We start from the raw sequence: 23,388 nt of genomic DNA on the forward strand, positions 1-23,388 counted from the left end.
CCCCCTCTATTCCCGTGCGCCTTCATGTTGCCGAAGTCTACTACGGAGTCCCCCTCTTTGTCTTTCATCTATATCCAACCGGGCGAAATCCTGCGAATAAGCGAGCATTCGGTAGAAAATCATGTCGTACCAAGGGAGTTTAATGAAGCACCATTGATCGATTTATGGCTGAAATATAGGTATTATTATCAATCTTTATTCCAAATTATCAAACTTTGTTTTAAGTCTACATCAAGACCATTTATAGATGGCTATACAAAGGGCGCCTCGCAGCGAGAGCTGATGTCCTGCGACATAAGGGCAAACGTCAAAAGCCAATAGAAACAAGGGGACGCTTTCTCGTCGGTACACCGATCAGCAAGCGACCAAAAGAAGTCCGCAAACGTACGACGTTTGGCTATTGGGAGCTTCATACCGTGGTCTCCAGCCGGGGCAAAAGCAAGACCTGCGCCGCTACTACGTTCATCGAGCGAAAAACACGACTGTACATGGCACTAAAGATGCCTGATCGAACGGCTCACTCCATGGAGGTCGCTTTCGGTGTAGTGCTCAGCCAATATCCACTTTGTACCTTCGGGACGGCGACAACAGATCGTGGCAAGGAGTTTGCCTGTTATGCGTACCTAGAAGCTGTGCATAACGTGAAGGTCTACTTCGCCGATCCTTATTCTTTTTGGCAGAGAGGCTCTAACGAGAACGCAAACGGTTTCCTTCGGGACTTCTTCCCCAAAGGCCATGACTTCACTTCCGTTACAGATGGCCAACTCGCTGATGCCATTCGTTTGATTAACAATCGTCCTCGTAAATGTCTCGGTTGGAGGTCGGCTCACGAAGCCTTCATGGAAGAGGTGTCGCACTTAGTTTGACTTTCGTCATATTAATTTATTATCTTCTCGGATAAGTTTTTCTTTGTCCTCTTCCATCTTTAAAATACGAGTATACTCCAATTATTACAATGGCAATAACTACTCCTAATAGTGTATGCATAGTTTCAACTCTCCTATCATCGTTATTCTAGCTAAACCTATCTCAAATTGCATTTTACGCAGCTATTTCTGATAACCACACTATTGCATTGTGTATGCGCTCAAATTCATGGTGCAGTAATTTCGTTTTATCTTTATCAGTTTCTATGTGCAAATTGTTGTTGGCTTCTGAATTCTTTGGATTAACGGTTGCTGTGTACTGAATACCAGCATTCAATAATCTCGGGAGCCACTCCTCAGATAACCATTTCATGTCTTCTTCTAAAACCAATACGTGGCTGTTATCAAACAAAGCTTTCTTTGCTTTCTTAATGACAGCTAACTCAATCATTCTATCTAAAGGATCGCGTAATTCGTCCCCCGTAGCAAAGGAATTCCAGCGTATTACAACAGTTTCGATCTGTTCATCCCAAAAAATGTGTGATTTATTATAAATATAGTGATTAGACATATGGCATATCTCCTTAATCGAATTTTAATTATTGTTTTTGATGTTTTCATTATAATACGATGGATTGTCATATATCTAATTAATATATTTTAGATTTGATATAGACTATGTCTATGGAAAGATTTTTTTTGATACAATTGTGCATGCTTTTTCTACAATTTCTGATGATGATTTAGAATTTTCAGAGTCATTCAAACTTGTATGGGGTGATTAAGAACATATAGCAGGTAACTTTTTTGTAATTAGGTCACTTTTTTGAAGTCATGTCACCTTTTTGTGCCAACTTCACTAAATTATTTTATACTCTTATAATAATTTTCGGGCAATTACATCTATATTTTAACATAAAATCAAAATTATGAAGGTTAACTGCGTGACATTATTGAAGAATCGAAGAGAGAACAAACTATGATGAAATATAGAATCCAATCAGATAAAGGTATGGAAGTTGATTTCTATACTGTAGGAGTCCATATTGAAAACCCGCATACGGGCCATAAAATTAGCGCACAACAGCGAACTTTTGAATTAATTGAAGTAATTAAGCTTTCTGACGAATTGGGGTTAGACGTTTTTGCTGTTGGAGAAAGACATCAAGACGATACAGCTACTCAAGCGCATTCGGTTATTCTAAGTGCAATTGCACAAGCAACGAAAAAGATTAAAGTTGCCAGCTCTGCTGCGGTGTTGAGTGTGCATGATCCGGTGCGTATTTTTGAGGACTTTGCGACGATCGATCTTATTTCGAATGGACGCGCCGAACTAATCGCTGGCAGAGGTTCAACTATAGGGACCTATCATACACTCGGCTTCAATGTGAATGATTACGAGAAAATGTTGGTAGTCGAGTTATTTTAAGGCAGCGATATATGCGTTTCGACAAGCTGCAACCAATGCAGGACATGACTCGTCTGATCTTACGATAGTTACGACTACAATACTCTATGTGGCTGAAAATTCACAGGATGCTCAGAACGAGTTCTATCCACATATGGATAATGTTTATAGAAAAATGCGTGGCATGCCTTTTCCAAAACACCAATTTTTACAGTCAGCGAATGTTGAGGATGCTTTAATGGTCGGAAGCCCTCAACTAATCATTGAGAAAATTCTAAATCAGTATGAGTTATTTGGTCATCAACGAGTTCTGCTTGAAATGGATCTTGGAGGAGTGCCATATGACAAACTAGCAAGAAAATCGAGTTGGTAGCTAGACATATTATTCCTGCAATTTGGAGATACACAGCTAAAAGTTAATAAATGCATCCGATTCATACATCAAGTTAAATAACAAATAAAATAAATAGGAGTGATTTTATGAGTACTTTTGTTTATGTACATGGATCTTGGCATGGAGCATGATGCTGGGAGAAGATGATTCTTCCATTAGAAGAAGTGGGACATCGAGTCATTGCTTTTGATTTGCCTGGTCATGGAATGGATAAAACGCCAGTGACTGATGTTACGTTGAACGATTTCACTGATCGCTTATGCGGTATATTAGATAGCGAAAATGGAAAGGTGATTTTGATCGGTCATAGCATGGCAGGACTTGTTATAACTCAGGCAGCCGAATTTCGTCCCCAAAAAATACAAACTCTTGTTTATTTGTGCGCATATATTCCGAAGAATAATCAGTCCTTGATTCAGATCGCTCAAAGTGAAAAAAAAGAAACAGATGAACCTTCACTAGTTATCTTCAGTGAGGATCAAACTTACATGGCACTTAATGACGAACTAATCAAGTATTCTTTCATGGTGATTGTACTGAAGAAGACGTTATTAAGGCAAAAGAGAAATTATGTCTTGAGCCTTTATCGCCTTTCATAACTCCGGTTATTCTGACAGAAAAGAACTTTGGAAGCATGCCTCGTGTTTATATAGAAACGTTAAAAGATAATGCTATTTCGATTGATCTGCAAAGAAAAATGTATCAAGATTCACCGTGCGAACAAGTTATTACATTAGATTCAGACCACTCTCCATTTCTATCACAACCTGATAAATTAGCTGTTCATTTAAATCATATAGCTATTAATGAAGTAATTATTCCAAAACAAAAAGTTTTTTAAAGATGTTGTCCATCAAAACACATCTTTATCCTCTATACAAAAAGCAGTAGCCGTTATTATCGGTTGCTGTTTTTTCGTTTTTTAATCCATTTTTTTAATCCGTGAATTTTGATGCGCATATAATTTTCCATACTCGAGCACAATAGGGTAAGCAAACCTAGCCTCGATCACTACGAATCAGGTCGATGAGATGATCTTAAAGCCTGCATTTGAAAGTCATCCTCTCAATGAAACGAATGTCATTCATCCAATCGAATGGTTAATTCAACGTATCCCGCTTGTTCGACGCAAGCAATTATCGGATGCCGACAATGGCGTATAGGAGTTATTGGAAGGGCAATGCTTACTCATCCCGTCGACTGGGCTATCATAACTGAGCTACGATGTTGGTATGAAGTTATCACAGGTACGGATCTTGATGATGTAAATGCTAAATAAAAGAGAACAAGCAGAGGCGTCCGTATTAGTGGATACCTCTTTTTTTCATTATCCAAGTAATCAAAATTGAAAAAGTAATGAGGGCCATGGTTGCCATGAACAGGCATGCCGAAGTCCTGGTCGACCACGTTTACTAATGGATATTTGGCCTTTCCACTTGCCTGAACTTGCTTCAGCTAGGCTGAGACCGGCATGCCGCAGCCTATATCGCGTAACCGTACCCTTCTTCCGCGTTTGCGGTTAACAAATGCAGGTCTTTTTCTTGCTGCCGATTCGACCCATCGCCTCGATCTTGCCGATATATTCCGTTGCAAGCGGCACTTTGCATGACGTATTGCCGACATCCACATGCTGTTTGCCAACCGCCTCGGCGACTGTTTTTGCTTCTCTCTTTGTATCCCCGTTGCTACAAGACGCTGATTCGTTTCATCTGTTCCTCTGATTGGTCGCTTGGAGTCTTATTATGTTTATTATCTGTTCAACGTTAATTCATAAGGTGAAGCCATATTGTGTAAGTATCCGGAATTGTAACTACCATTGATTCTTTCATTATTCTTTCAGAGGAGCTTGTTATACTTGCAATATTAAAAATTTGTCTTAAATTAACAGAGGGGGAAAAACTGTAATGTCAGCACGGTATTGGACTAGGCGAGTGATGGTAGGATTAATTATTATTGTAATGGTTTTTGGAAGTATCCCAAGTTGGATTAGTTCTGAGGGAACCCAGGTTCAAGCTGCAGGAGGCTTTGCTGGGGGAAGTGGTTCGAGCATTGATCCATTTCTAATTGCTACAGCCGATCAGTTAAGTGAAGTTAGGAATTATCTGGATAGCAACTTTGAATTGGTTAGTGATATTGATTTAAGTGATTATCACATTGGTCATTCATGGGAGCCGATAGGCACCTCTGGGGACCCATTCTCGGGAAGTTTAAATGGTAATAATTATACAATCTCGAACTTGTTTATTAACACTAATATTTCAAATGAGCATTTGGGGTTATTTGGTTATATGCTGGGTTCTGGACATATAAAAAATGTTGTGCTTGAAAATGCGCATGTAGAAGGTGACTACACAGTAGGAGCCCTAGCGGGTTATGTTAAGGATGGCATATTTGAAAATATTAAGGTTACAGGATCAGTGTATGGTTGGAGAGAAAGTGTAGGCGGGGTAATCGGCTATAGTGAAAATACGATACTCACTAACGTTAATGCTGAAGCCTATGTAGAAGGCTATGACAATGTAGGTGGGATAACCGGTTATAGTATCAATGATACAATTACTGATGTTTATTTTGAAGGGGAAGTAAAGGGTATCCATTATTATATAGGTGGACTATTCGGTATCCTTAGTGACGCTACTATTCGCAATAGTGGATCAACGGGAAGTGTATCTGGACATCAATATATAGGTGGGCTAGCAGGTGCTCTTAATCATTCATTTGTTAGTGAAAGTTATTCTCATGCCAATGTATCTAATACGGATGATGATATGGGCGGATTGATTGGCAACAGTATGGAATCACATATTCAAGATTCATATGCTACTGGTGATGTAACAGGAGAAGATGATTTAGGAGGATTGGTCGGATACAGCGAAGGGACCCAAATAGAATATTCATATGCTACTGGTAATGTAACAGGAGGCGATGATGTAGGTGGCTTAGTAGGTGATAACGAGGGCGGTAATATCTCTCACAGCTATGCGGCAGGAAATGTGGTTGCAGAATCGTATGTTGGTGGTTTAGTAGGTGAGAACGAATCTCCTGCTGCAGGAGATTCGTTAATCGAATACAGCGTTGCGACGGGAAATGTAAGTGGAATTAGTGAGGTAGGAGGAGTTGTAGGTTACAACTATAAGGGGATTGTAAATAATAGCTATGCGACTGGAGCTATTACTGGAGAATTGATAGTCGGTGGTTTAGTCGGTGATAATCTAGAAGGATTAGTTGAAAATAGCTATTCGATCGGACTAGTAACTGGCGATGATCTTGCAGGTGGATTAGCTGGGTCTAACATTGATGGGAGTATTGTAGACAGTTATTTTGATACCGAAACTTCAGGACAGTCGGATAATCTCGGTGTGGGATTAGACTCACAAGCAATGAAAACAATTGACTCCTATGTGAATTGGGATTTCGACAATATATGGAAAATGGATATTCATAATAATGGGTATCCGTATTTTGCGGCGTTTCAATCCTTTATAACTTATGTAAGTAATGATGCAGATCCAGATAGTGAAGTAACGAAAAGTTACGCGTATATTTTAGATTCCCCAGTTTTAGTAATTGGTAATGATCAGAATTGGGGAATGCAAGGTTTTCTTTATAATAGCTGGAACACAGAAAGAGATGGTACCGGAATCTCTTACAATGAGGGTGACTCGATATCATCCAATAAAAGTATCATCTTATATGCCACTTGGACAGATAATAGTGAGAAACTTAGCGGGTTGAGTTTATCTGAAGGAGTAAGTATAAGCCCAGCCTTCTCAGAACATATAACGAGCTATACAGCTCAGGTTGCAAATCATGTGAGTAGTATCAAAGTAACGCCTGACCTTGTTGCGTCCGATTCAACAGCGACAGTAGCGATTAACGAGGAAACGGCACTTACGGTACGTAGTGGTCAAGAAAGCGCTGAGCTTACTTTAGGTGTGGGTGCAAATATAATTAAAGTAGTAGTCACAGCGGCAGATGGAACGACAACCAAGACGTATACCGTGAATGTAACGCGAGAAAATTCTCAAAATGCAGGAATTCCTTCGCGTAGCTCCAATTCCAATATTAAGAAATTGATCCTAGATACAGGCGTGCAGCAAGATGCCGAATTCAGTTCGGATACATTGAGCTATACGCTAAATGTAGATCATAGCGTGCGTCAAATTAGGATCACTCCAACCTTAGAGGATGATAAAGCAACTGTAGCGTTACAAATGAATGGCGTTGCTTACGTTGTTACAAGTGGCAGCAAGAGCAGTGAGCTGCCGCTAAAAGTAGGTTCTAACGTCATCGAAATCATTATAACAGCAGAAAATGGTACCATTAAACGGTATACTTTGATAATTGTACGTGACCAAGATATAGAAGGTGATTACAAATGCTTATTTAAAGATATTGAGCTTCATTGGGCAAAGGCAGAAATTTGTGAAACAGCAAGCTTAGGTATTGTGAAAGGAACGAGTGCTCAACATTTTGGGGCAAATGCAGCGGTTACTCGTGCGGAGTTTGTCGTCATGTTAATGCGTACGCTTCAAGTCGAGCAGTTCGAGGAATCAACCTCTGTTTCATTCCTTGATCAAGACACTATTCCAGAATGGGCTCGACCATCAATATACACAGCGCTTAAGCAAGGAATGATAGTAGGATATATGGATGAAACTTTTCGTCCACTTGATGCAATAAATCGAGCAGAAATGGCAGCTATAATTGCACGGGTTATGAACTGGCCAAAAGATAATATTAAATCTTCATCTTTTTCGGATGATGCAAGCATTCCCGAATGGGCAAAAGGTTTTGCTCAATCTGCTCTCGAGCAGGGCATTGTAACAGGCCGTTTAAATAATACATTTGTGCCTTTTGGAAAAACAACTAGAGCGGAAGCAGCAGCTGTTATGTTACGACTTCAAAAAAACTTATAAATTATATTTGAAATGCCCAAAACAGATAAAGGTGAATTCTCATTCGATTTTGAATGAGAATTCACCTTTTTTATTTCGCTCTATTGATGAAGGGGAGAGAAGTCCGGCATTGACGAAAGGGGTAGGGTTTAATGAAATACGTTTTTCAATTGTATCGTCAATTATCGGTTTTACATGAACAAGCCGCAGACTTAACCCGCTAAGAGGACCGCTGCGAGAAAAACGAGCTGCAGCAATGTACGGACAAGCAGTTTAGGTGTGGGTCTCCCGCCGATAGTTAATCTTTCCCGGGCTGCCCTTACATTGGCAGGGAACATGGTCACGAGTAGAACCGCTAAGCAGATGGAAGCCGCGCGGGAGGTAGCGGGGAACAGAATGCCGAAGGCTCCCACAATTTCCAGCCACCCGGTGGCCGTAACAATCCAATCCGGTTTTGGAAAAGCATTCGGGATCATCCTGATGAGATCAGGCCGTCTTTTTCCCCAGTGGGCGGAAGCGGTAAGCAGCAGCATGACAGCCACTGCTCCCTGAAGCGGAGAATGCCAATTGTCGAAATAAGACCAGCCGAACAGCCCGAGAACCCTGAACAGCAAATACGAAACAACAAGCGCAAATAAAGGTACCATCTTTGACCCTCCGTTTAGAAGATTTTCGTTATCAGGAGAAATAGGTAATGATACACTCTTCCTTTCTTTTTCTATTTATCGGGATTTTAAAATATTAACCATAAACGACGAATAATCTTGGGTGTTGAAAGAAACCGAAGCTAAAGGAATGGAGGAACGGACGCGCAAACCGAGTGATAGTAGGACGAACATTTCGGCTGTTTTATCCGTATCAATCGATTCCGAAATAACCCCATGCCGTTGGCCGGTCAAAATCCATTGCTTGGATAAATGCACAGACCGCTCATAATACTGATTGAGGGCTTTTGCGACGATAGGCTCATCTTCCTTTCCAAGTAAATAGATCAGCACCTTGTTCGTTACGCCCTGAGCATCTTCCAGCACCGGAAGACCGTCAATAATCTTCTGCATGGGTCCATCGAACGTTTTTTCGCCTTGTTCCACTGCATTCATAAAATGTTCGTTTGTCTCTTCAAGCCGCTCCTGCAGCACCCAGGCAAAGATCTCGTCCTTGCTCTTCACATAATGGAAGATAGCGCCTTTTGACATTCCTGATTTTTCCATGATGTCCTTCATAGTGATAGATTGACACCCTTTTTCCAGTATCAGCTCTTTGGTCGAATTAAGCAGCAGTCCAGTGGTATGCTGCCTCCGTTCCTCTTGCTTCAAAGTAATCCCTCCATGCTCTTTTCACAACCAATACGTCGATTGATTATGTCTATAGTCTCATTATAAATACCGACCATCGGTTTGTAAAGTGCGATTATCAAATTTCATTTCATCATTTAGCTGATGCGGGTTATTGAGCTACTGGGTAACGATAGTTGAGCACCGAAGGCTGGTGCGAAATAGCGGCAGAAGAAACGAGATGACTATAAGCGAACGAGTTGCGCCACTTAATTGAAGGTGGCGTTTTTTTGCATGGAGGATACTTCTATTGATTTCTATCAATCATTTTTTTTTTTATCGATAACTTAAATAAGAGGATGAAATAACGATATAAATACCGATGTATTTTTGAATGGTAGGCTTCGTTTACGACTATATAATAGGATAAGATGGTCCAAACTAGTTGACTGCAAGGTAAATGACTATGCATTCAGGAGGATATAATGAAATTAAAAGTGCATGTATGCAATGATAAGAAGGAGAGGACGTTCTGCAGGATCTCTTTGTATAAACAAAGCAAGAGCACAGTGGATGATAAACCATCAACCTTCTATTGCGATGGAGAATATGAATTCGAGCTTGAACCTGGTGAATACCGTGTTGAATTCCATAAAGGTCAGCTATACCAGCCCGTTCGCAAACAGATGGTAATCGATGACATGGACGTTGTAGTAGAGGTTGTTCTGACGGAATTAATCGATACAAAACGTATGGGGCTTTATTCATTTGATGCACATTCTCATGTTTCGCGTAATCTAAAACTGAAAGCGGGCAACCTTGAGAATGCTTCTATGATCATGAAAGGTGAGGACTTTAATTTCTTTTTTGCGGGATCGCCCTATGATCAGGAGACCCATATTCAGAATATCAATAATCAATATGATGATGACGTTACGTTTAGAGAAAAATATGCGGAGAGGATACATGCCATAAACAGTAAGAGCTTTATTGTGGATATAGGCAACGAAATTGTGAAATGTCGATTCGGGCACATGTTCTTAATGAATCATGAACAGGCTTCCCCGTATAGCAAGTATTACGATGCATCATGGGATCCATGGCTGTTTACTAAAGTGGGAGAAGAGCCGGAATATTGTATTCCATATCCATTTGAAGCGCTCGGTAAGGAAAAGGGGATAAATTCAGTAGCCGTTGCTGCCCATCCTACGAGCTGGTGGCATCACCAGGGTGAGTTCATTTCCAATATAGCGGCTACGATCGGATTTGAAATATTGGCAGAATCGATTGATGCCATGGTGATTATGGGATATGACAGCGACCATGTCCATTATCAGCGGCTTTGGTATGATGCCTTGAACAATGGCTATTTCATGCCAGGTGTGGCGGAAACGGATCATACATTCGATTCGAACTCGCAAAAACATCTTGTGTTTAAAACGTATACCTATTTGGACGAATTTGGAATCGATGCCTTATGCTCATCTGTCAAAGCAGGCAGAAATCTGGTTTCCTCTGGCCCCATTCTATTATTGAAGGTTAATGATCAACGACCAGGATCGGTCATGAATTATGGGGAAGATGAGATGTTTAATCTTCATATTGAAGCGTGGCGGTGTCATCAGGCAACTCTCTGTCGTATCCAGTTGATCATCAACGGAGAGGTTTGGAAGGAATATAGTATAAACGATGATCGTTATGACTTGAAAGAAAAGCTGAGTGTTAATCAGGATAGTTATATCCTCGCTAAGTGTTACGATTCTGCCGGGAATGTTGCCATCACGAATCCCGTTTATATCAGAAATAAGCCTTTTGAGAACAGAGGTTTTAGGTCAGAGGTAACCGTGAAGGTTACACAAGATGGGAAACGGATGAATGGACGATTCTGGATTGATGACAACATCAGTAAGGCGACATTCTCAGAGGAATTCCAATGTGAAATAAACGTCACTTCTGAAGTGAATATCGAGGTTGGCGGCATCGTCAAAAAAGTAAAACTGTTTGAATTGGATGAATTGCAGCACATATTCAAAAACCTGTATTTCGGATATTTTAATTCGCATAATCGATACGCTCCGGGAGAAGTGCCTGCCGAATATTTCGAGCTTTCGCGCATTAAAAAAATATTAAACAAGGTTGATCTTGAGATCAGCTTTTAGGATATGTTACTATTTTTTTGAACATGTATCCAAATAACAAATCCATTGAAAGGAAAAGGTATCCCACACATGGTCAAACTATTGATTGTGGAAGATAACGATTTTGAGAGAAACGCTTTGCAAAATTATATGGACTGGGATATCATGGGCATTCGGCATGTTGAGACTGCTTTCAATGGTCTGGATGGATTGGAGAAAGCGAAAACATTCATGCCAGACATCATAATTAGCGATGTGATGATGCCCGGCATGGGCGGAATCGAGATGGCCAAAAACATTTCAAGATTTAACCCTCAAGTCAAATTCATTTTTTCCAGCGGACATGAAGACGTAAGCTTACTTCAGGAAGCAATCGAAGTAAGGGCGTACAGCTATTTAATCAAGCCTTTGAAGCAAGTAGAATTGATATCCATTATTAAAAAAACAACTTCCATTCTCGTCGACGAAAAGCTTTCTAGTCTTGAAAACAACAAAATTATTGAACAATTCAGGAATAACCTTCATTATTTACAAACCAAGTTTCTTGAGGAATTAATCGTAACGGGTAAAAGTGACAATGTAACAAAATCAATGTTTGTACAGGCAAACGATCTGCAACTGAGTATGATCGGGATGTACAAACTAGCTTTGATCGAATTTGATTTTGGCGCGGGTACGGATATTTTCCATAATTCCGAATTATTTAATGTTGCTTTATACAAGCTTGAAAGCATTTGCAATCATAGAAACGTCATCTTCATAAAAAAATCGGGCAAAGGAATCATCGTTTTGCTACATACCTTGATTAAAGGGAATGAGGAAGGTGCAAGGAGCCTGCATGATATCGAGTCGGAAATAAAAGTTTTGTCCATTGAAAATAAATATAACTATATTATCGGAGTCAGCGATTTGTTTGCCAATCTTGACGAGTTAAACATCGCATATAAGCAGATCAGCTTTGCCGTAAGCAAAAAAATGAAGCTGGGATACGGACAAATCGTGTACTATTCTGATTGTAAAGATTCACTTCCTGCTGTCTTCGAAACGGAACAAAAGGATTTGAAATCGGAAATAACCCAATTGATAGACAGGGTGTGCGATGGTGAAAACTGCGATGGGAATCTGAGCGCATTGGTCCATTCCATCGTCCTTGACCCCAGTAATAAGATGGATCATATTCAAAGCGTCTTCATCGTACTTTTTTCCCAACTTTCTACGAGACTGTCAGGAATGGGAGAAAGCTTCGAGAAAATGGCGGAAGAAGATACTGTCATTTATAAAAACATTATCAACGCTCAAACCATTCCAGATATGATTCAGTATACCGGCAAGCTTCTAGCCTCCGTCTCCTCGTACATGGATCGGAAAAAACTGAATAAAGATGACTATACCATCAATGAGATTTTACATATTTTAAATCACGAGTATAAGGAGCCAATCACGCTGACTTACCTCTCGGATCGGGTTTATTTGAGTCCCAACTATTTAAGAATTATTTTCAAAGAAAAAATGAAGATAAGCATTCAGGAATATTTGACGAATCTGCGAATTTGCAAGGCCAAAGAACTCTTAAAGGAAACCCGGTACAAAGTACATGAAATCGGTAAGCTGGTCGGGTACGAGAATAGCACTTATTTTAACATCGTGTTTAAAAACTACATGAAGATGACGCCAGGGGAATACAGGAATAAGTCAATATAAGTAGACAAAGGCCCATGTGGATGGAGCGTACAAGCTGATGAGTGCACATAAAATTCGCTTTGTTAAAAATGACTTTAAATTTTTCCACATGATCCTTGCCTTCAACATTATTACCGTGCTTATTTGTTCCGCTACGATCAGTTCGGTTATATACGGACGATTAAATCAGACACTTAAACATCAAAATGAGGATTTTATGCATTATGCCACGTCCCAGGCTCTCAATGGCATCGAGAATATTATGAGAAACAGCGAGTTGACAGCGAGAAACATCTATTCCGACAGTACTGTTTCCAGCTTGTTTCTTGGCGATTATGCCGGCAATGTAGACTACGAACTATTCCGCGAATTTATGAGCATTAACAGTTTGTTCGAGAACTACGTCACGACAAACCATGATATCAAAAGCATAACGATCTATAAGTTGGACCCGGAACTTATTACAGATGGTAAAAATATTAAAAGCATCGAGAGCTTTCCGAGACAGAATTTGATCCAAAAGGCGATAGAGGCCCGCGGTAAGGACGTATGGGTCGCCTTTGAGGAGGAGGGCGAAGGAACAAAAATCTTGTTGCTCAAATATATCAATATCAACCTGCCGGGCGGTATTCTAGCGATTGAATTAAATCAAGCTCGATTAAGCGAATTATATAAAGCAGAAGAGAACGGAAAATATTTGCTTTATCTATTAAGCGAAGGCGGGATCGTATTCAGTTCGAACCAAAAGGTACATATCGGAGCGGAAATACTGGAGAATGTGGAATTAAACGCAGGCAGCGACCAAGTCTTCTCCCAGCTCAAGCAGGAACGTAACCTCTATTATTCGTATTACGGCAAAGTCAATCATGCGCTAACGGTTGTCATCCTCTACGATGCCTATCAGCTAGGGGAGGAAAAGCGTGCGATTACGAAGTACGTCATCCTTTGTACATGCTTTTTTGTGTTCGTTGGCGTGCTCCTCGCAATCTTGTTTTCCAAAAAGTTCTCCCATAATATCGAAAATTTAATGAAAAAAATCAGATCCATTGAAAAAGGTAATTTGAACATTGTTCCGAATCCAACCAGCATTACCGAAATTGCAGCTTTGGATCAAACCTTGTGCAGAATGGCAGACAGGATCGAAGGTCTGACAGATGATATCGCAAGAACAGAGAGGCAGAAAGTGGAAAGCGAAATTAAATATTTGCAGAAGCAGATGAATCCGCATTTCTTGTATAATTTGTTATCGGCGGTCAGGTGGATGGCTTTCCGTAAACAGGATCATCAAATTGTTGATATTATTGATTTGTTATGTGATTTCTACAAAATCGCCCTAAGCCAAGGAAGAGATATTATTCCAATCCAATCAGAAATCAAATTGATCGAAAACTATGTCGCTCTGCAGAATTTATGTCTCAGCGATGGGATCCGGCTGGCGGTTCGCGTAAGCAAAGAGCATGAAGGAATACTAATTAATAAAATGACGATACAGCCATTCATTGAAAACAGTATTATACATGGGAGGATTCAAGGAAAGATTCTCCATATTGTCGTGGATATACAGAAAGTGGAAGAGACCTTTATCATTACAATTAGAGATGATGGCATGGGAGTCAAGGACAGCTTTATTGCGTACATCGATCGGATGAATAAGGGAGTATTTTCGGATGACAGAATGGGGTACGGGGTGACAAACACGTTCATGAGACTTAAGCTGCTGCACAGCAATGCTCGTATTCAAGTGCGCCATGGTCATCCCGGAACCGCAGTTGAAATTACGTATTCGATAGAGTAGAAACGGCCATAACATGAGATGCACGGCAATATGGATTACATAAGCAGAGTTCCCAATTTGGCGTTTTCGCCTTTCCGGGATACCCTGCTTTTTTTATTGCTTGGACTAGCACCATAATTTCTTGTATGTATTTTACCGTCTGTAATTGAAACTCATCGTTATAATGTTGCTGTGTTTCCCCGATTGTGATCACCTCACCTTTTATTATGTTTATTATCTGTTCAACGCTAAGTGGTGTCGATTATTTTACTGCAACGTACTTGCTGGAATACATTCGTTTTCTAATCAAAATGTTCAAATCTATTACTTTTTACAATTCCAAAAGATGCAGATCGATATATCGTTAGATGGATACTTAAATTGAAGTTAAAGGCAGCGACAATCATAATTAAAGGTGAAAGCAGCAGGAAAATAATTTTAAAAAGTCAAACTTGGGAGGAATATTATTCAAACAAGGAGAGGGAATTGTTGAAATTATCCAATATGTTTAGTATGAAGCAGGGTGTAACAACCGGATACAGCCAAATTGCAATTGTAAAAAAAATAAAAAGACAGAAAGTACATTTATTATTATTACTTCCATTTATCGCTTTCATCATCATCTTTAAGTATATTCCAATGTATGGATCTCTGCTTGCCTTCAGAGAATTTTCATACCGGACTCCGTTCGGTGGGGATTGGGTTGGACTACAATATTTTAAGTCGTTTTTTAACAGTCCCGACTTTGGCTACATCATGCGCAACACCGTTGTCATCAGCTCGCTCAGTCTTGTGTTTTCGACCCTTGCGGCGATCCTGTTTGCGATCCTGATCTGCGAAGTACGAAACGCTGCGTACAAAAAGATCATACAAACCGTATCCTATTTGCCGCACTTCATTTCATGGGTGGTGGTAGCAGGAATGGCGATGACGATTCTATCGATTGATGAACTGGCGCCAGTCAATTCCCTTCTACTTCATCTTCACCTGATTGACAAACCGATTAATTTCCTAGGGGAAGCTGATCATTTCTGGCCAATGGTAACTGGGCTCAATGTGTGGAAAAATATTGGATGGAATTCGATTATCTATATCGCTGCCATTATGTCGATCGACAAACAGATGTACGAATCGGCAGTAATTGACGGAGCAAGCAGGTATAAGCAAATCATCCATATTACGCTGCCTACGATCATGCCCACCATCATTCTGCTATTTACCTTTGGAGTAGGTTATATTCTGAATGCGGGATTGGATCAGCAGTTGTTTCTTCAAAATCCAATGAACATTAGAAGCTCCGAAGTGTTGGATACCTACGTGCTGAAATACGGCTTGCAGCAAGCTGCGTACTCGTATGGGGCTGCGGTCGGCCTATTCAAAAGCGTAGTGGGGATCGTACTGATCGTGGTTTGCAATTACGTTTGCAGAAAATTTCTGAAAATGGGCATCTTCTAACGCTTGGATCGCTATAAGAGGGGGGAGCAAATTGAAATTATTTAAGGGAGAGCGGCTGTTTCATGTATTCAACAATCTATTTCTGTTGTTGATTGGATTTCTGGCCGCATTTCCATTCTGGAACATCCTGATCATGTCCTTTAATGAAGGAAGGGATGCCATGCGAGGCAGTATATATTTCTGGCCACGAAAATTCTCGCTGGAAGCCTACGCGGCCATATTCAACGAAAGCAGCCTGATGCACGCTACATACATCAGCATTATGCGAACGGTATGGGGAACACTTCTTGGACTCCTATGTACAGCAGTTCTTGCCTATCTGTTAGCCAACCGAGAACTGATTTTGAGAAGAAGCATGCTGTTTTTCTTTATCTTCACCATGTATTTTTCGGGAGGCTTGATTCCGGAATTTATGCTTATCAAAGAGCTGAATCTGTACAATAGCTTTCTTGTGTATATCGTTCCCGCGGCCATTAACGTCTGGAATGTGATGGTCATGAGACAGTTCTTCGAAGATTTGCCCCCTTCCTTGGCTGAGTCGGCTAGGATAGACGGAGCATCTGAATTAAGGACGCTGGCAAGCATTATACTCCCCATGTCTACGCCCGTGCTGGCAACCATCGCATTAATGATCGGCGTTCAGCAGTGGACTACATGGTTCGATACTTACATGTTTACTTCCGGCACAAAGGAATTGGCAACGTTGCAAGGCGTTCTTGTGAACATTCTGATGGAAAGTCAGATTCAGTCTATGGACCCTGTGCAAGCGTCCAGGCTGGAGCAATCCGGTTCCATTCTCACGCCTGAAGTAATTAAGATGGCGACCATTACCATCACAACGATTCCGATTGTCATGGTATACCCATTCTTGCAAAAGTATTTCGTAGGCGGACTTACGGTAGGCGCTGTAAAAGGATGAAAAGTTTAGGCTATGCGGATAAAGCCTGGCACAAACTTTTCATAACAAAAACCGAAGGGAAGAAAATCATGAAACGGAAATTTAGGATTATGAACATTATCGCGGCTACAATGATGTGTGCTGTCTTGCTCAACGCTTGTACGGCAAACAGCAACACGAATTCGCCGACCCCAAGCGAGAGCAACACTGGCAGTACGAACGACACAAATGATACAAAAAAGGATGAGCCCGTAGTCTTAACCATCGTGAACTCTGCCGGCGGCACTCCTAACTTTCCAACAGGAGATCCATTCTGGGAGGATAACCCTGTTGCTAAGGAACTGGAAGAAAAATTAAACATTAAGCTGAAATGGGAAGTTTATTCGGGGGCTGGAAAAGACAAGTTGAACGTTGTACTCGCAAGCGGTGAGTATCCGGATATCATTATGCTGTCTGATCCTACTAAAGTGATTTCGGATAAAATTGCGATTCCTCTTAACGAGTTAATTGATCTATATGGTCCGGATTTGAAAAAGAAATACGGATCTGCACTGAACATGCTGAAACAAAGCGACGGAAACATCTATCATCTGACTAACAGCTATTTGCCGGAAGGAGCTACTCCTCCAGGATTCGGGTACAGCTTTCAAGTGAGAACAGATATTTACGAAGCTCTGGGTTCTCCGAAGCTGGAAACGTCGGATGATGTGTACAACTATCTGAAAAGCGTAAAAGAAAAATATCCGAAAACCTCTGACGGGCAAACCATGTATCCGATGAGCGGCTTCAACCGCAACTGGGGATCTCCCTACTACGGCATGATCGCTATGGCCGGTTCGCCAGCGGATTCTAAACTCTACATGGGCGAGGGCGATTCCGTCAAATATTGGCCAAAGGCTCCTTGGGCCGAGGAAGTTTTTCAATTCTATAATAAGCTGTTTCGCGAAGGGCTAATCGACCCTGAAGCATTTACCCAGGATTATGCAACCTGGCAGAAATCCAAGCTTTATACGGCAAGAGTTGCTTCTCACATTGGCGGTTGGAACCAGACTTATGACGTATTGAAAACCTATACGGACGCCAAACTGCCAAATGCAGAAAAAATGTATTTCCAGAATTTCGTATTCAAGTTTCCGACTGGCGATAAACCGGCTGTCTTCTCCGCAAGCAAAAAAGGAGCAGGTGCACTTATCATTACCGATAAAGCCAAAAACCCTGAGGCTGCTATGAAGCTGCTCAATTATTTGACAACAGAAGAAGGGAATTTCCTGGCCATGAATGGACCGGAGGGAATTCAATGGGAGATGGCGGATGGTAAGCCGTCATTGAAAAAATCCTATCTGGATAGATGGCTGGCTGGCGAAGCGCAAGTAAACATCGAGAAGGAAACAGGCATGAACCATTACTCTAGGCTGGTGGGCTCCGATCTCGGTCAAACAAGCTGGGGAACGTATTGGATTCTGAAGGATGATCCGACTGCAACAAACAATACGAGGGTACAGCAGAGAGACGAGGCACTAAGTCCATATTGGTATGATGCTACAACGATAGGCGATCTGATGGCAGGAGCGGACACAGATACACTGGCTAAACAGCAGGCTGTGGACAAGAGGCTGTATGAGAATGCATTCACCGTCATTCTGGCGAAATCCGATGCGGAATTCCAAACGGAGTTTGCGAAATTCGTGAAGGAACTGGATTCGGCTGGCGCTGTCGAGGTTGAAGAATACATGACCAAGATGCATCAACAATACAAAAAACAATTAGCTGGAGAGTAATGGCTCCATAGAACGTCGAGTTCTAGGCATGCGGCAATGGATGAAAGCGAATAGCTTCATTCATTGCCTTTATTCTGGGGTCAACCTATATTACTCGAGCAAAAGGAGCTGGAAAATGATGAAACTCACCTTGATTAGACATGCTCAAATGGCAGGCGATCCTTTCATATGTCCTGAAAGACCCGTGAAAGGAAGTTTGTCGGAAGAGGTGGGAATCGGGCAGGCCGAGGCGACTGCGAAGGCATTGAAGGAAGAGCGGTACGACTGCGCGTTTTCTTCTCCTTACGGCAGAGCGCTGCAAACCGCTGAAATCGTCTTGGCCGGCAGACAATTGGATATCGGAATTATGCCGTATCTCTATGAGTGGATGCCTAATCGCGAGCTGGAGAAGGTGCCTAGCACCGTATTTGAGGAGATGCAGCGGCAAGTTGGAGATGCCTATGCGGAAGAAACCTGGAAAACGGAACTGGGTGAAGGTTATTTCGACATGTGCGCAAGAATCATTCCACCGTTTTTAAGAGATTTGTCCAAAATTGGCATACATAGCCGCATGGGTGGATTTGTCCCCGAAGAAGCGGCTAAGGAGCTTTCCGTCGTTATTTTCGCGCATGGGGGATCATTAGGCATACTGATGAACTTTCTGCTCGGGGTACGGCCATTCCCGGTGGCAAGCTTTGCATTTGAACATACAGGAGCAGCCGTCATCGAATTCGTCGAACGCAAGGGAATTTATTATCCTCGTATGCTCATACCGGCACACCATTAATAGTGTTGTAAGCCAGAAGGCATTAGATCAAGGGGGGCTATGAAATGAATTTGATCGAGGAAGCTTATAGACAATCCATACGCGTTGTAGAGAGGTGCATGCATGCAATTGGCGCAAAGGCATCCGCATTATCGGAAGGGTATAATCAGGTTTTTACGAGAGACAGCATGATTACTTTTCTGGGAGCATCCCTGGTCGATAGCCAGGCATGTCAAGCATCATTCAGAATGACGCTGGAGACGCTTGCCAGGTATCAAACCAAGCTTGGAATGATTCCGTTGTCGGTCGAAGTTGATAATCCCGCAATTGAAGCGAATCAGGGTGCCGTCGATAGTAATCCATGGTATGTCATTGGACACAGCGTTTATTACGCGCGGTATAAGGATACGGATTTTCTGGAAAAACATCTGGAATCGATCCGGAAAGCCATGTTGTGGCTGGAATACCAGGACAGCAACAACTGCGGGCTGATAGAGGTGCAGGAGGCTGCGGATTGGGGAGACTTGTTCGCCAACAGAGGCAATATTCTCTACGATAATGTCCTTTACTATAAAGCGCTAGTCGAATATGCACATATACAAGAGTTATGCGGAGAAAGCGGCGTGGAAAGCCAAGCGAGAGCAGAGGATGTTAAACAAAAGATGAATGTGCTGCTTTGGCCAGGAGACGTTGAAGAGCAAACGAGAATGGTTCGCGAGAACGGCTATAGTCAAGAGTGGCTGAGGATTATACGGATGAGCAACGAAGTGTTTTGGTTCGGCAAGTTTTATTTGCCCTACGCCTCCTTTCGGGATTTCGGATACCATTGTGATGCGCTGGGCAACAGCCTGGCCATTCTGTTCGACATCGCGGACGAAGCGAAAGCCAATACGATTATCGAGCACTTTATACAAACGGGAATGAACAAGCCTTATCCTATCATGGCGAACTATCCGCCTATTAACCCCGGAGATAAGGACTGGCGCGAATATTACAGAAATGCCTATTTGAACCTGCCCTACCAATACCATAACGGGGGCATTTGGCCATTTGTAGGTGGCTTCTATGTTGCAGCGTTGATGAAAGCGGGGAAAAAGGAGTTTGCCAGAGAGGAACTGGAGAACCTCGCTCGCGCAAACCAAGTGGGCAAACGGTCCGAGTGGGAGTTCAACGAATGGTTGAACGGAAGAAGCGGAATGCCTTCGGGTATGGCCTATCAGGCTTGGTCAGCGGGCATGTATATTTTTGCTTACAAATGTGTTATGGAAGACGCGACGATATGAATAGCATCCGGAAAGGTCGACAATGGGAAGTTCCGGAAAGAGAGGGATACCGAAGGATGAATGGGAATAAAGAAACGGCATGTTCGGGCAGTCTTACCAACCTTAGATGCGAGTACTTCATGACGCCTATTGGCATTGATAGACAAAAGCCGAGATTAAGTTGGGTAACGGAAAACACAGAAGCCGGTTTTGTGCAAACAGCCTATCGAGTTATCGTGGACTCAGGCCCTGCCCATATAAATCGTCATGCAGGTGACATGTGGGACAGCGGTAAGGTTGAGTCCAGCAGACAGACCGCCATTCCATACGATGGCGTCAAGCTGTCGTCGAAAACCTATTATTGGTGGAAAGCGAAGGTATGGGATCAGCATGGGAATGAGTCAGGCTGGAGCGATGCGACTTATTTTGAAACGGGAATGTACGAACCCGAGGACTGGAATTGCAGGTGGATGAACTGCGAATATCCTAACAGCCCATCAGCCGTCTATTACGAAAGAAGAGAATTTGAGACAAGTCGAAATAACCCGATCAGTACCGCAAGGGCGTATATCGGCGCGACGGGAAGCAAAGCGAATGCCTACGAGCTGCGGATGAATGGCGTCAAAGTTGGTGAGGACCTAATCAGTCCTGGGCAGACCCACTTCAAACGCGGGATGTACCGTACCTATGATGTGACGGAACTCATTCGTTCCGGCAACAATGCGATCGGCATCATGCACACTAGAAAAGTCATCTTCCATCTGCATATCCGATTTGCCGACGGTACCACACAAATCATAGTAGGGGATCAGACGTGGAAAAGGCTTAAAAAAGGGCCGTATATCGCTCTGCGTTATTCGGGAGGCAGTATATCAGAGGGAAAAGGCGAGACCTATGATGCAAGACTCGAGCCGGAAGGATGGGATAGGCACGGCTATGATGATTCTGCTTGGGGATGGCCGATTCTTGATACCGGCCCGCTGCTGCTGACCGCGCAACTGCAGCCGATCAAAGGAATTCAGGACATTAAGCCGATCTCCATAACGAGTCCACAAGAAAAAACCTATATCGCGGATTTCGGCCAGAATATGTTCGGTACCCTTTGCCTGATCGTAAATGGAGAAGCGGGAACAAAGCTGACCATCCGTTACGCGGAATGCCTGAATCCGGACGGAACCATCAATCCGGGCAGTACGGAAGCCGGCTGGCTGGCCGAAGCTCAGCCTCATTATGACGAATATATTCTAAAGGGAAGAGGAGATGAGAGCTATCAACCAACATTCTCATGTCATGGCTTCAGATACGTTGAGGTATCCGGGTATCCAAATGAACTTAACGCCGACAGGATTACGGCAACGGTTATTCACAACGATATTCTGAACGGCTCCGAATTTACTTGCTCCAATGAACTGCTTAACAAGCTGCAGCATGGTGCGGTATGGTCGTTTCGATCCAATCTCGTCTCGGTTCCTATGGATTGTCCTGCAAGGGAGAGACAGGGGTGGCTGGGGGATGCCCACTGCCATTCGGAGGCGGACTGCTATAACTTCGACATGGCGGCTTTCTACGACAAGTGGTTCGACGATATAGCCGACAGTCAGTTAGAGAACGGCATCGTGCCACTTATATGTCCAAGCGAAGGTCATGAATATTCGCTTGATATGCCGTGGGTCGCCGCTGTCGTCTTCATTCCTTGGGACTATTACATGGCTTATGGTGACAAGGTGTTCTTGGCCAAACATTACGAATGGATGAAGCGATGTTTGCATGTCTTCCGAGCTCATCTGGATAGTGGATATTTGCTGCAGAACAGCCTTATTTTCGGAGATTGGTTCGGGAGCGCCACCGACATTTCCAAAACGTATTTGGCGACGGCTTACTATTACAAGTGCTTGGTTTTATTATCTGAAATTTCGGAACATTTGTACTATAAGGACGATATGTGTTTCTACGCAGGATTGGCTATGAAAGTAAAAGCTGGCATTAATGCTGCTTTCTTAAAGGATGGCATGTACTATGATACCAATTCACAAACAGCGAATGCCCTTGCTTTGTATTTGGGATTCGTTCCAGATGCGTCTAAGGCTGCAGTAACAGACAGTCTAGTCCAGGATATTCAATCCCGAGAAACGATGACGGTGGGCTGTCTCGGGGCAGAAGGCATTCTCGCGGCTTTGGCGGAGAACGGCAGAAATGATGTGGCTTATGCCCTCGCGAACAATACCAATAAAGGCTGCTGGGGGTATTGGATGAAAGAATATGGGGCTACGACGGCTCTTGAAAGCTTTGCCCATAACGGTGCTTCCAACAATCATGCATTTCTGATCGGCGGACTTGGCGCCTGGTTCTATAAATACCTCGCGGGTATCTCTCCCCTGCAGCCAGGGTATGAGGAAATTAAGATTAAACCGTATATCCCCGTTTCCATGAACGGCGCTAGCGCACAAGTATATACCGTCAGGGGACTGGTGAAATCGAGCTGGCAAATAAGCGGGACTCAGCTAGTGCTGAATGTGATAATTCCACCCAATGCAACAGCGGAAATATGCATTCCGGCCAGCCATTTGGCGAGCATCACTTTTGAAAACGAATGTTATTTGCTAAATGAAAGTCAGGTAGGGCGATTGAAGCTGGAAGGGGGATATGCAATATACCAAGTAGGTTCCGGCAATCACGATTTTCTAGCGGAATTAACGGAACAGAGAGCTTAAATGGCTTACGCAGCATAAAGCGATACAACGAATTTGGAAAGGAGGTGGGGATTAGCGCAAAATCGATGAGAAAAGGCAGGATTCATCAAGATTTACAGTGACGTTAG

Annotated in this window: 14 protein-coding genes and 4 pseudogenes; 13 read left to right on the forward strand and 5 right to left on the reverse strand. The window is 42.6% G+C overall.

Features of this window, described 5'->3' with window-relative positions; translation table 11 throughout:
• Nucleotides 1-224: 224 nt before the first annotated feature.
• A pseudogene (locus FHS16_RS26665) lies at nt 225-866 on the forward strand (IS30 family transposase); the annotation flags it as partial.
• Nucleotides 867-1,041: 175 nt separating this feature from the next.
• Here FHS16_RS26665 and FHS16_RS26670 read toward each other — a convergent pair.
• Complete coding sequence (locus FHS16_RS26670) at nt 1,042-1,437, reverse strand: hypothetical protein (RefSeq protein ID WP_183569957.1); 396 nt, start codon at nt 1,435-1,437, stop codon at nt 1,042-1,044.
• A 408-nt stretch (nt 1,438-1,845) separates the two neighbouring features.
• Here FHS16_RS26670 and FHS16_RS26675 point away from each other — a divergent pair.
• Together FHS16_RS26675 and FHS16_RS26680 are read left to right on the forward strand one after the other, a co-directional pair.
• Nucleotides 1,846-2,694, forward strand: a pseudogene (locus tag FHS16_RS26675) (LLM class flavin-dependent oxidoreductase).
• A 117-nt stretch (nt 2,695-2,811) separates the two neighbouring features.
• Complete coding sequence (locus FHS16_RS26680; protein ID WP_183569959.1) at nt 2,812-3,267, forward strand: alpha/beta fold hydrolase; 456 nt, start codon at nt 2,812-2,814, stop codon at nt 3,265-3,267.
• 756 nt (nt 3,268-4,023) lie between these two features.
• Here the strand turns inward: FHS16_RS26680 and FHS16_RS32720 are convergent.
• Together FHS16_RS32720 and FHS16_RS32015 are read right to left on the reverse strand one after the other, a co-directional pair.
• Nucleotides 4,024-4,148: pseudogene (locus FHS16_RS32720) on the reverse strand (transposase); the annotation flags it as partial.
• 39 nt (nt 4,149-4,187) lie between these two features.
• A pseudogene (locus FHS16_RS32015) lies at nt 4,188-4,334 on the reverse strand (DNA alkylation repair protein); the annotation flags it as partial.
• Nucleotides 4,335-4,572: 238 nt separating this feature from the next.
• On the opposite strand from FHS16_RS32015, the gene FHS16_RS26690 reads away from it, so the two are divergent.
• Nucleotides 4,573-7,587, forward strand: coding sequence for a cadherin-like beta sandwich domain-containing protein (locus FHS16_RS26690; RefSeq protein WP_183569961.1), 3,015 nt, complete (start codon nt 4,573-4,575; stop codon nt 7,585-7,587).
• A gap of 191 nt (nt 7,588-7,778) precedes the next feature.
• Here the strand turns inward: FHS16_RS26690 and FHS16_RS26695 are convergent, their stop codons facing one another.
• The gene (locus FHS16_RS26695) at nt 7,779-8,213 is read right to left on the reverse strand and encodes a DoxX family protein (protein WP_183569962.1); all 435 of its coding nucleotides are present in this window, start codon (nt 8,211-8,213) and stop codon (nt 7,779-7,781) included.
• A gap of 75 nt (nt 8,214-8,288) precedes the next feature.
• Nucleotides 8,289-8,882, reverse strand: a complete 594-nt coding sequence (locus tag FHS16_RS26700) for a TetR/AcrR family transcriptional regulator (RefSeq protein WP_183569964.1) — start codon at nt 8,880-8,882, stop codon at nt 8,289-8,291.
• Nucleotides 8,883-9,325: 443 nt separating this feature from the next.
• Between FHS16_RS26700 and FHS16_RS26705 the strand changes: the two genes are divergently transcribed.
• From FHS16_RS26705 to FHS16_RS26745, 9 genes are all read left to right on the forward strand, one after another.
• Nucleotides 9,326-10,999, forward strand: a complete 1,674-nt coding sequence (locus FHS16_RS26705; protein WP_183569966.1) for a CehA/McbA family metallohydrolase — start codon at nt 9,326-9,328, stop codon at nt 10,997-10,999.
• 69 nt (nt 11,000-11,068) lie between these two features.
• Entirely contained in the window at nt 11,069-12,679 is a 1,611-nt protein-coding gene (locus FHS16_RS26710; protein ID WP_183569968.1) for a response regulator, read from the forward strand.
• A gap of 37 nt (nt 12,680-12,716) precedes the next feature.
• Entirely contained in the window at nt 12,717-14,453 is a 1,737-nt protein-coding gene (locus tag FHS16_RS26715) for a sensor histidine kinase (protein ID WP_183569970.1), read from the forward strand.
• 468 nt (nt 14,454-14,921) lie between these two features.
• Entirely contained in the window at nt 14,922-15,887 is a 966-nt protein-coding gene (locus FHS16_RS26720; protein ID WP_183569972.1) for an ABC transporter permease, read from the forward strand.
• 31 nt (nt 15,888-15,918) lie between these two features.
• Nucleotides 15,919-16,806, forward strand: coding sequence for a carbohydrate ABC transporter permease (locus tag FHS16_RS26725; protein ID WP_183569974.1), 888 nt, complete (start codon nt 15,919-15,921; stop codon nt 16,804-16,806).
• A 68-nt stretch (nt 16,807-16,874) separates the two neighbouring features.
• Nucleotides 16,875-18,563: an extracellular solute-binding protein gene (locus tag FHS16_RS26730; RefSeq protein WP_183569976.1), complete on the forward strand. Its 1,689-nt coding sequence runs from the start codon at nt 16,875-16,877 to the stop codon at nt 18,561-18,563.
• A 115-nt stretch (nt 18,564-18,678) separates the two neighbouring features.
• Nucleotides 18,679-19,329 carry a histidine phosphatase family protein gene (locus FHS16_RS26735; protein ID WP_183569979.1) on the forward strand — a complete coding sequence of 217 codons (651 nt, stop codon included), beginning with the start codon at nt 18,679-18,681 and terminating at the stop codon, nt 19,327-19,329.
• Nucleotides 19,330-19,373: 44 nt separating this feature from the next.
• Complete coding sequence (locus FHS16_RS26740) at nt 19,374-20,591, forward strand: amylo-alpha-1,6-glucosidase (RefSeq protein WP_183569981.1); 1,218 nt, start codon at nt 19,374-19,376, stop codon at nt 20,589-20,591.
• 56 nt (nt 20,592-20,647) lie between these two features.
• Entirely contained in the window at nt 20,648-23,281 is a 2,634-nt protein-coding gene (locus FHS16_RS26745; RefSeq protein ID WP_183569983.1) for an alpha-L-rhamnosidase, read from the forward strand.
• Nucleotides 23,282-23,388 lie beyond the last annotated feature (107 nt).

Source organism: Paenibacillus endophyticus (assembly GCF_014192395.1).
GTDB lineage: Bacteria > Bacillota > Bacilli > Paenibacillales > Paenibacillaceae > Pristimantibacillus > Pristimantibacillus endophyticus.

Coding starts and splice junctions, on each gene's coding strand:
- FHS16_RS26680 (WP_183569959.1), top strand. CDS start 2,812: ATGATTCTTCCATTAGAAGAAGTGGGACATCGAGTCATTGCTTTTGAT.
- FHS16_RS26730 (WP_183569976.1), top strand. CDS start 16,875: ATGAAACGGAAATTTAGGATTATGAACATTATCGCGGCTACAATGATG.
- FHS16_RS26735 (WP_183569979.1), top strand. CDS start 18,679: ATGATGAAACTCACCTTGATTAGACATGCTCAAATGGCAGGCGATCCT.
- FHS16_RS26695 (WP_183569962.1), bottom strand. CDS start 8,213: ATGGTACCTTTATTTGCGCTTGTTGTTTCGTATTTGCTGTTCAGGGTT.
- FHS16_RS26715 (WP_183569970.1), top strand. CDS start 12,717: ATGAGTGCACATAAAATTCGCTTTGTTAAAAATGACTTTAAATTTTTC.
- FHS16_RS26705 (WP_183569966.1), top strand. CDS start 9,326: ATGAAATTAAAAGTGCATGTATGCAATGATAAGAAGGAGAGGACGTTC.
- FHS16_RS26745 (WP_183569983.1), top strand. CDS start 20,648: ATGAATGGGAATAAAGAAACGGCATGTTCGGGCAGTCTTACCAACCTT.
- FHS16_RS26690 (WP_183569961.1), top strand. CDS start 4,573: ATGTCAGCACGGTATTGGACTAGGCGAGTGATGGTAGGATTAATTATT.
- FHS16_RS26670 (WP_183569957.1), bottom strand. CDS start 1,437: ATGTCTAATCACTATATTTATAATAAATCACACATTTTTTGGGATGAA.
- FHS16_RS26710 (WP_183569968.1), top strand. CDS start 11,069: ATGGTCAAACTATTGATTGTGGAAGATAACGATTTTGAGAGAAACGCT.
- FHS16_RS26740 (WP_183569981.1), top strand. CDS start 19,374: ATGAATTTGATCGAGGAAGCTTATAGACAATCCATACGCGTTGTAGAG.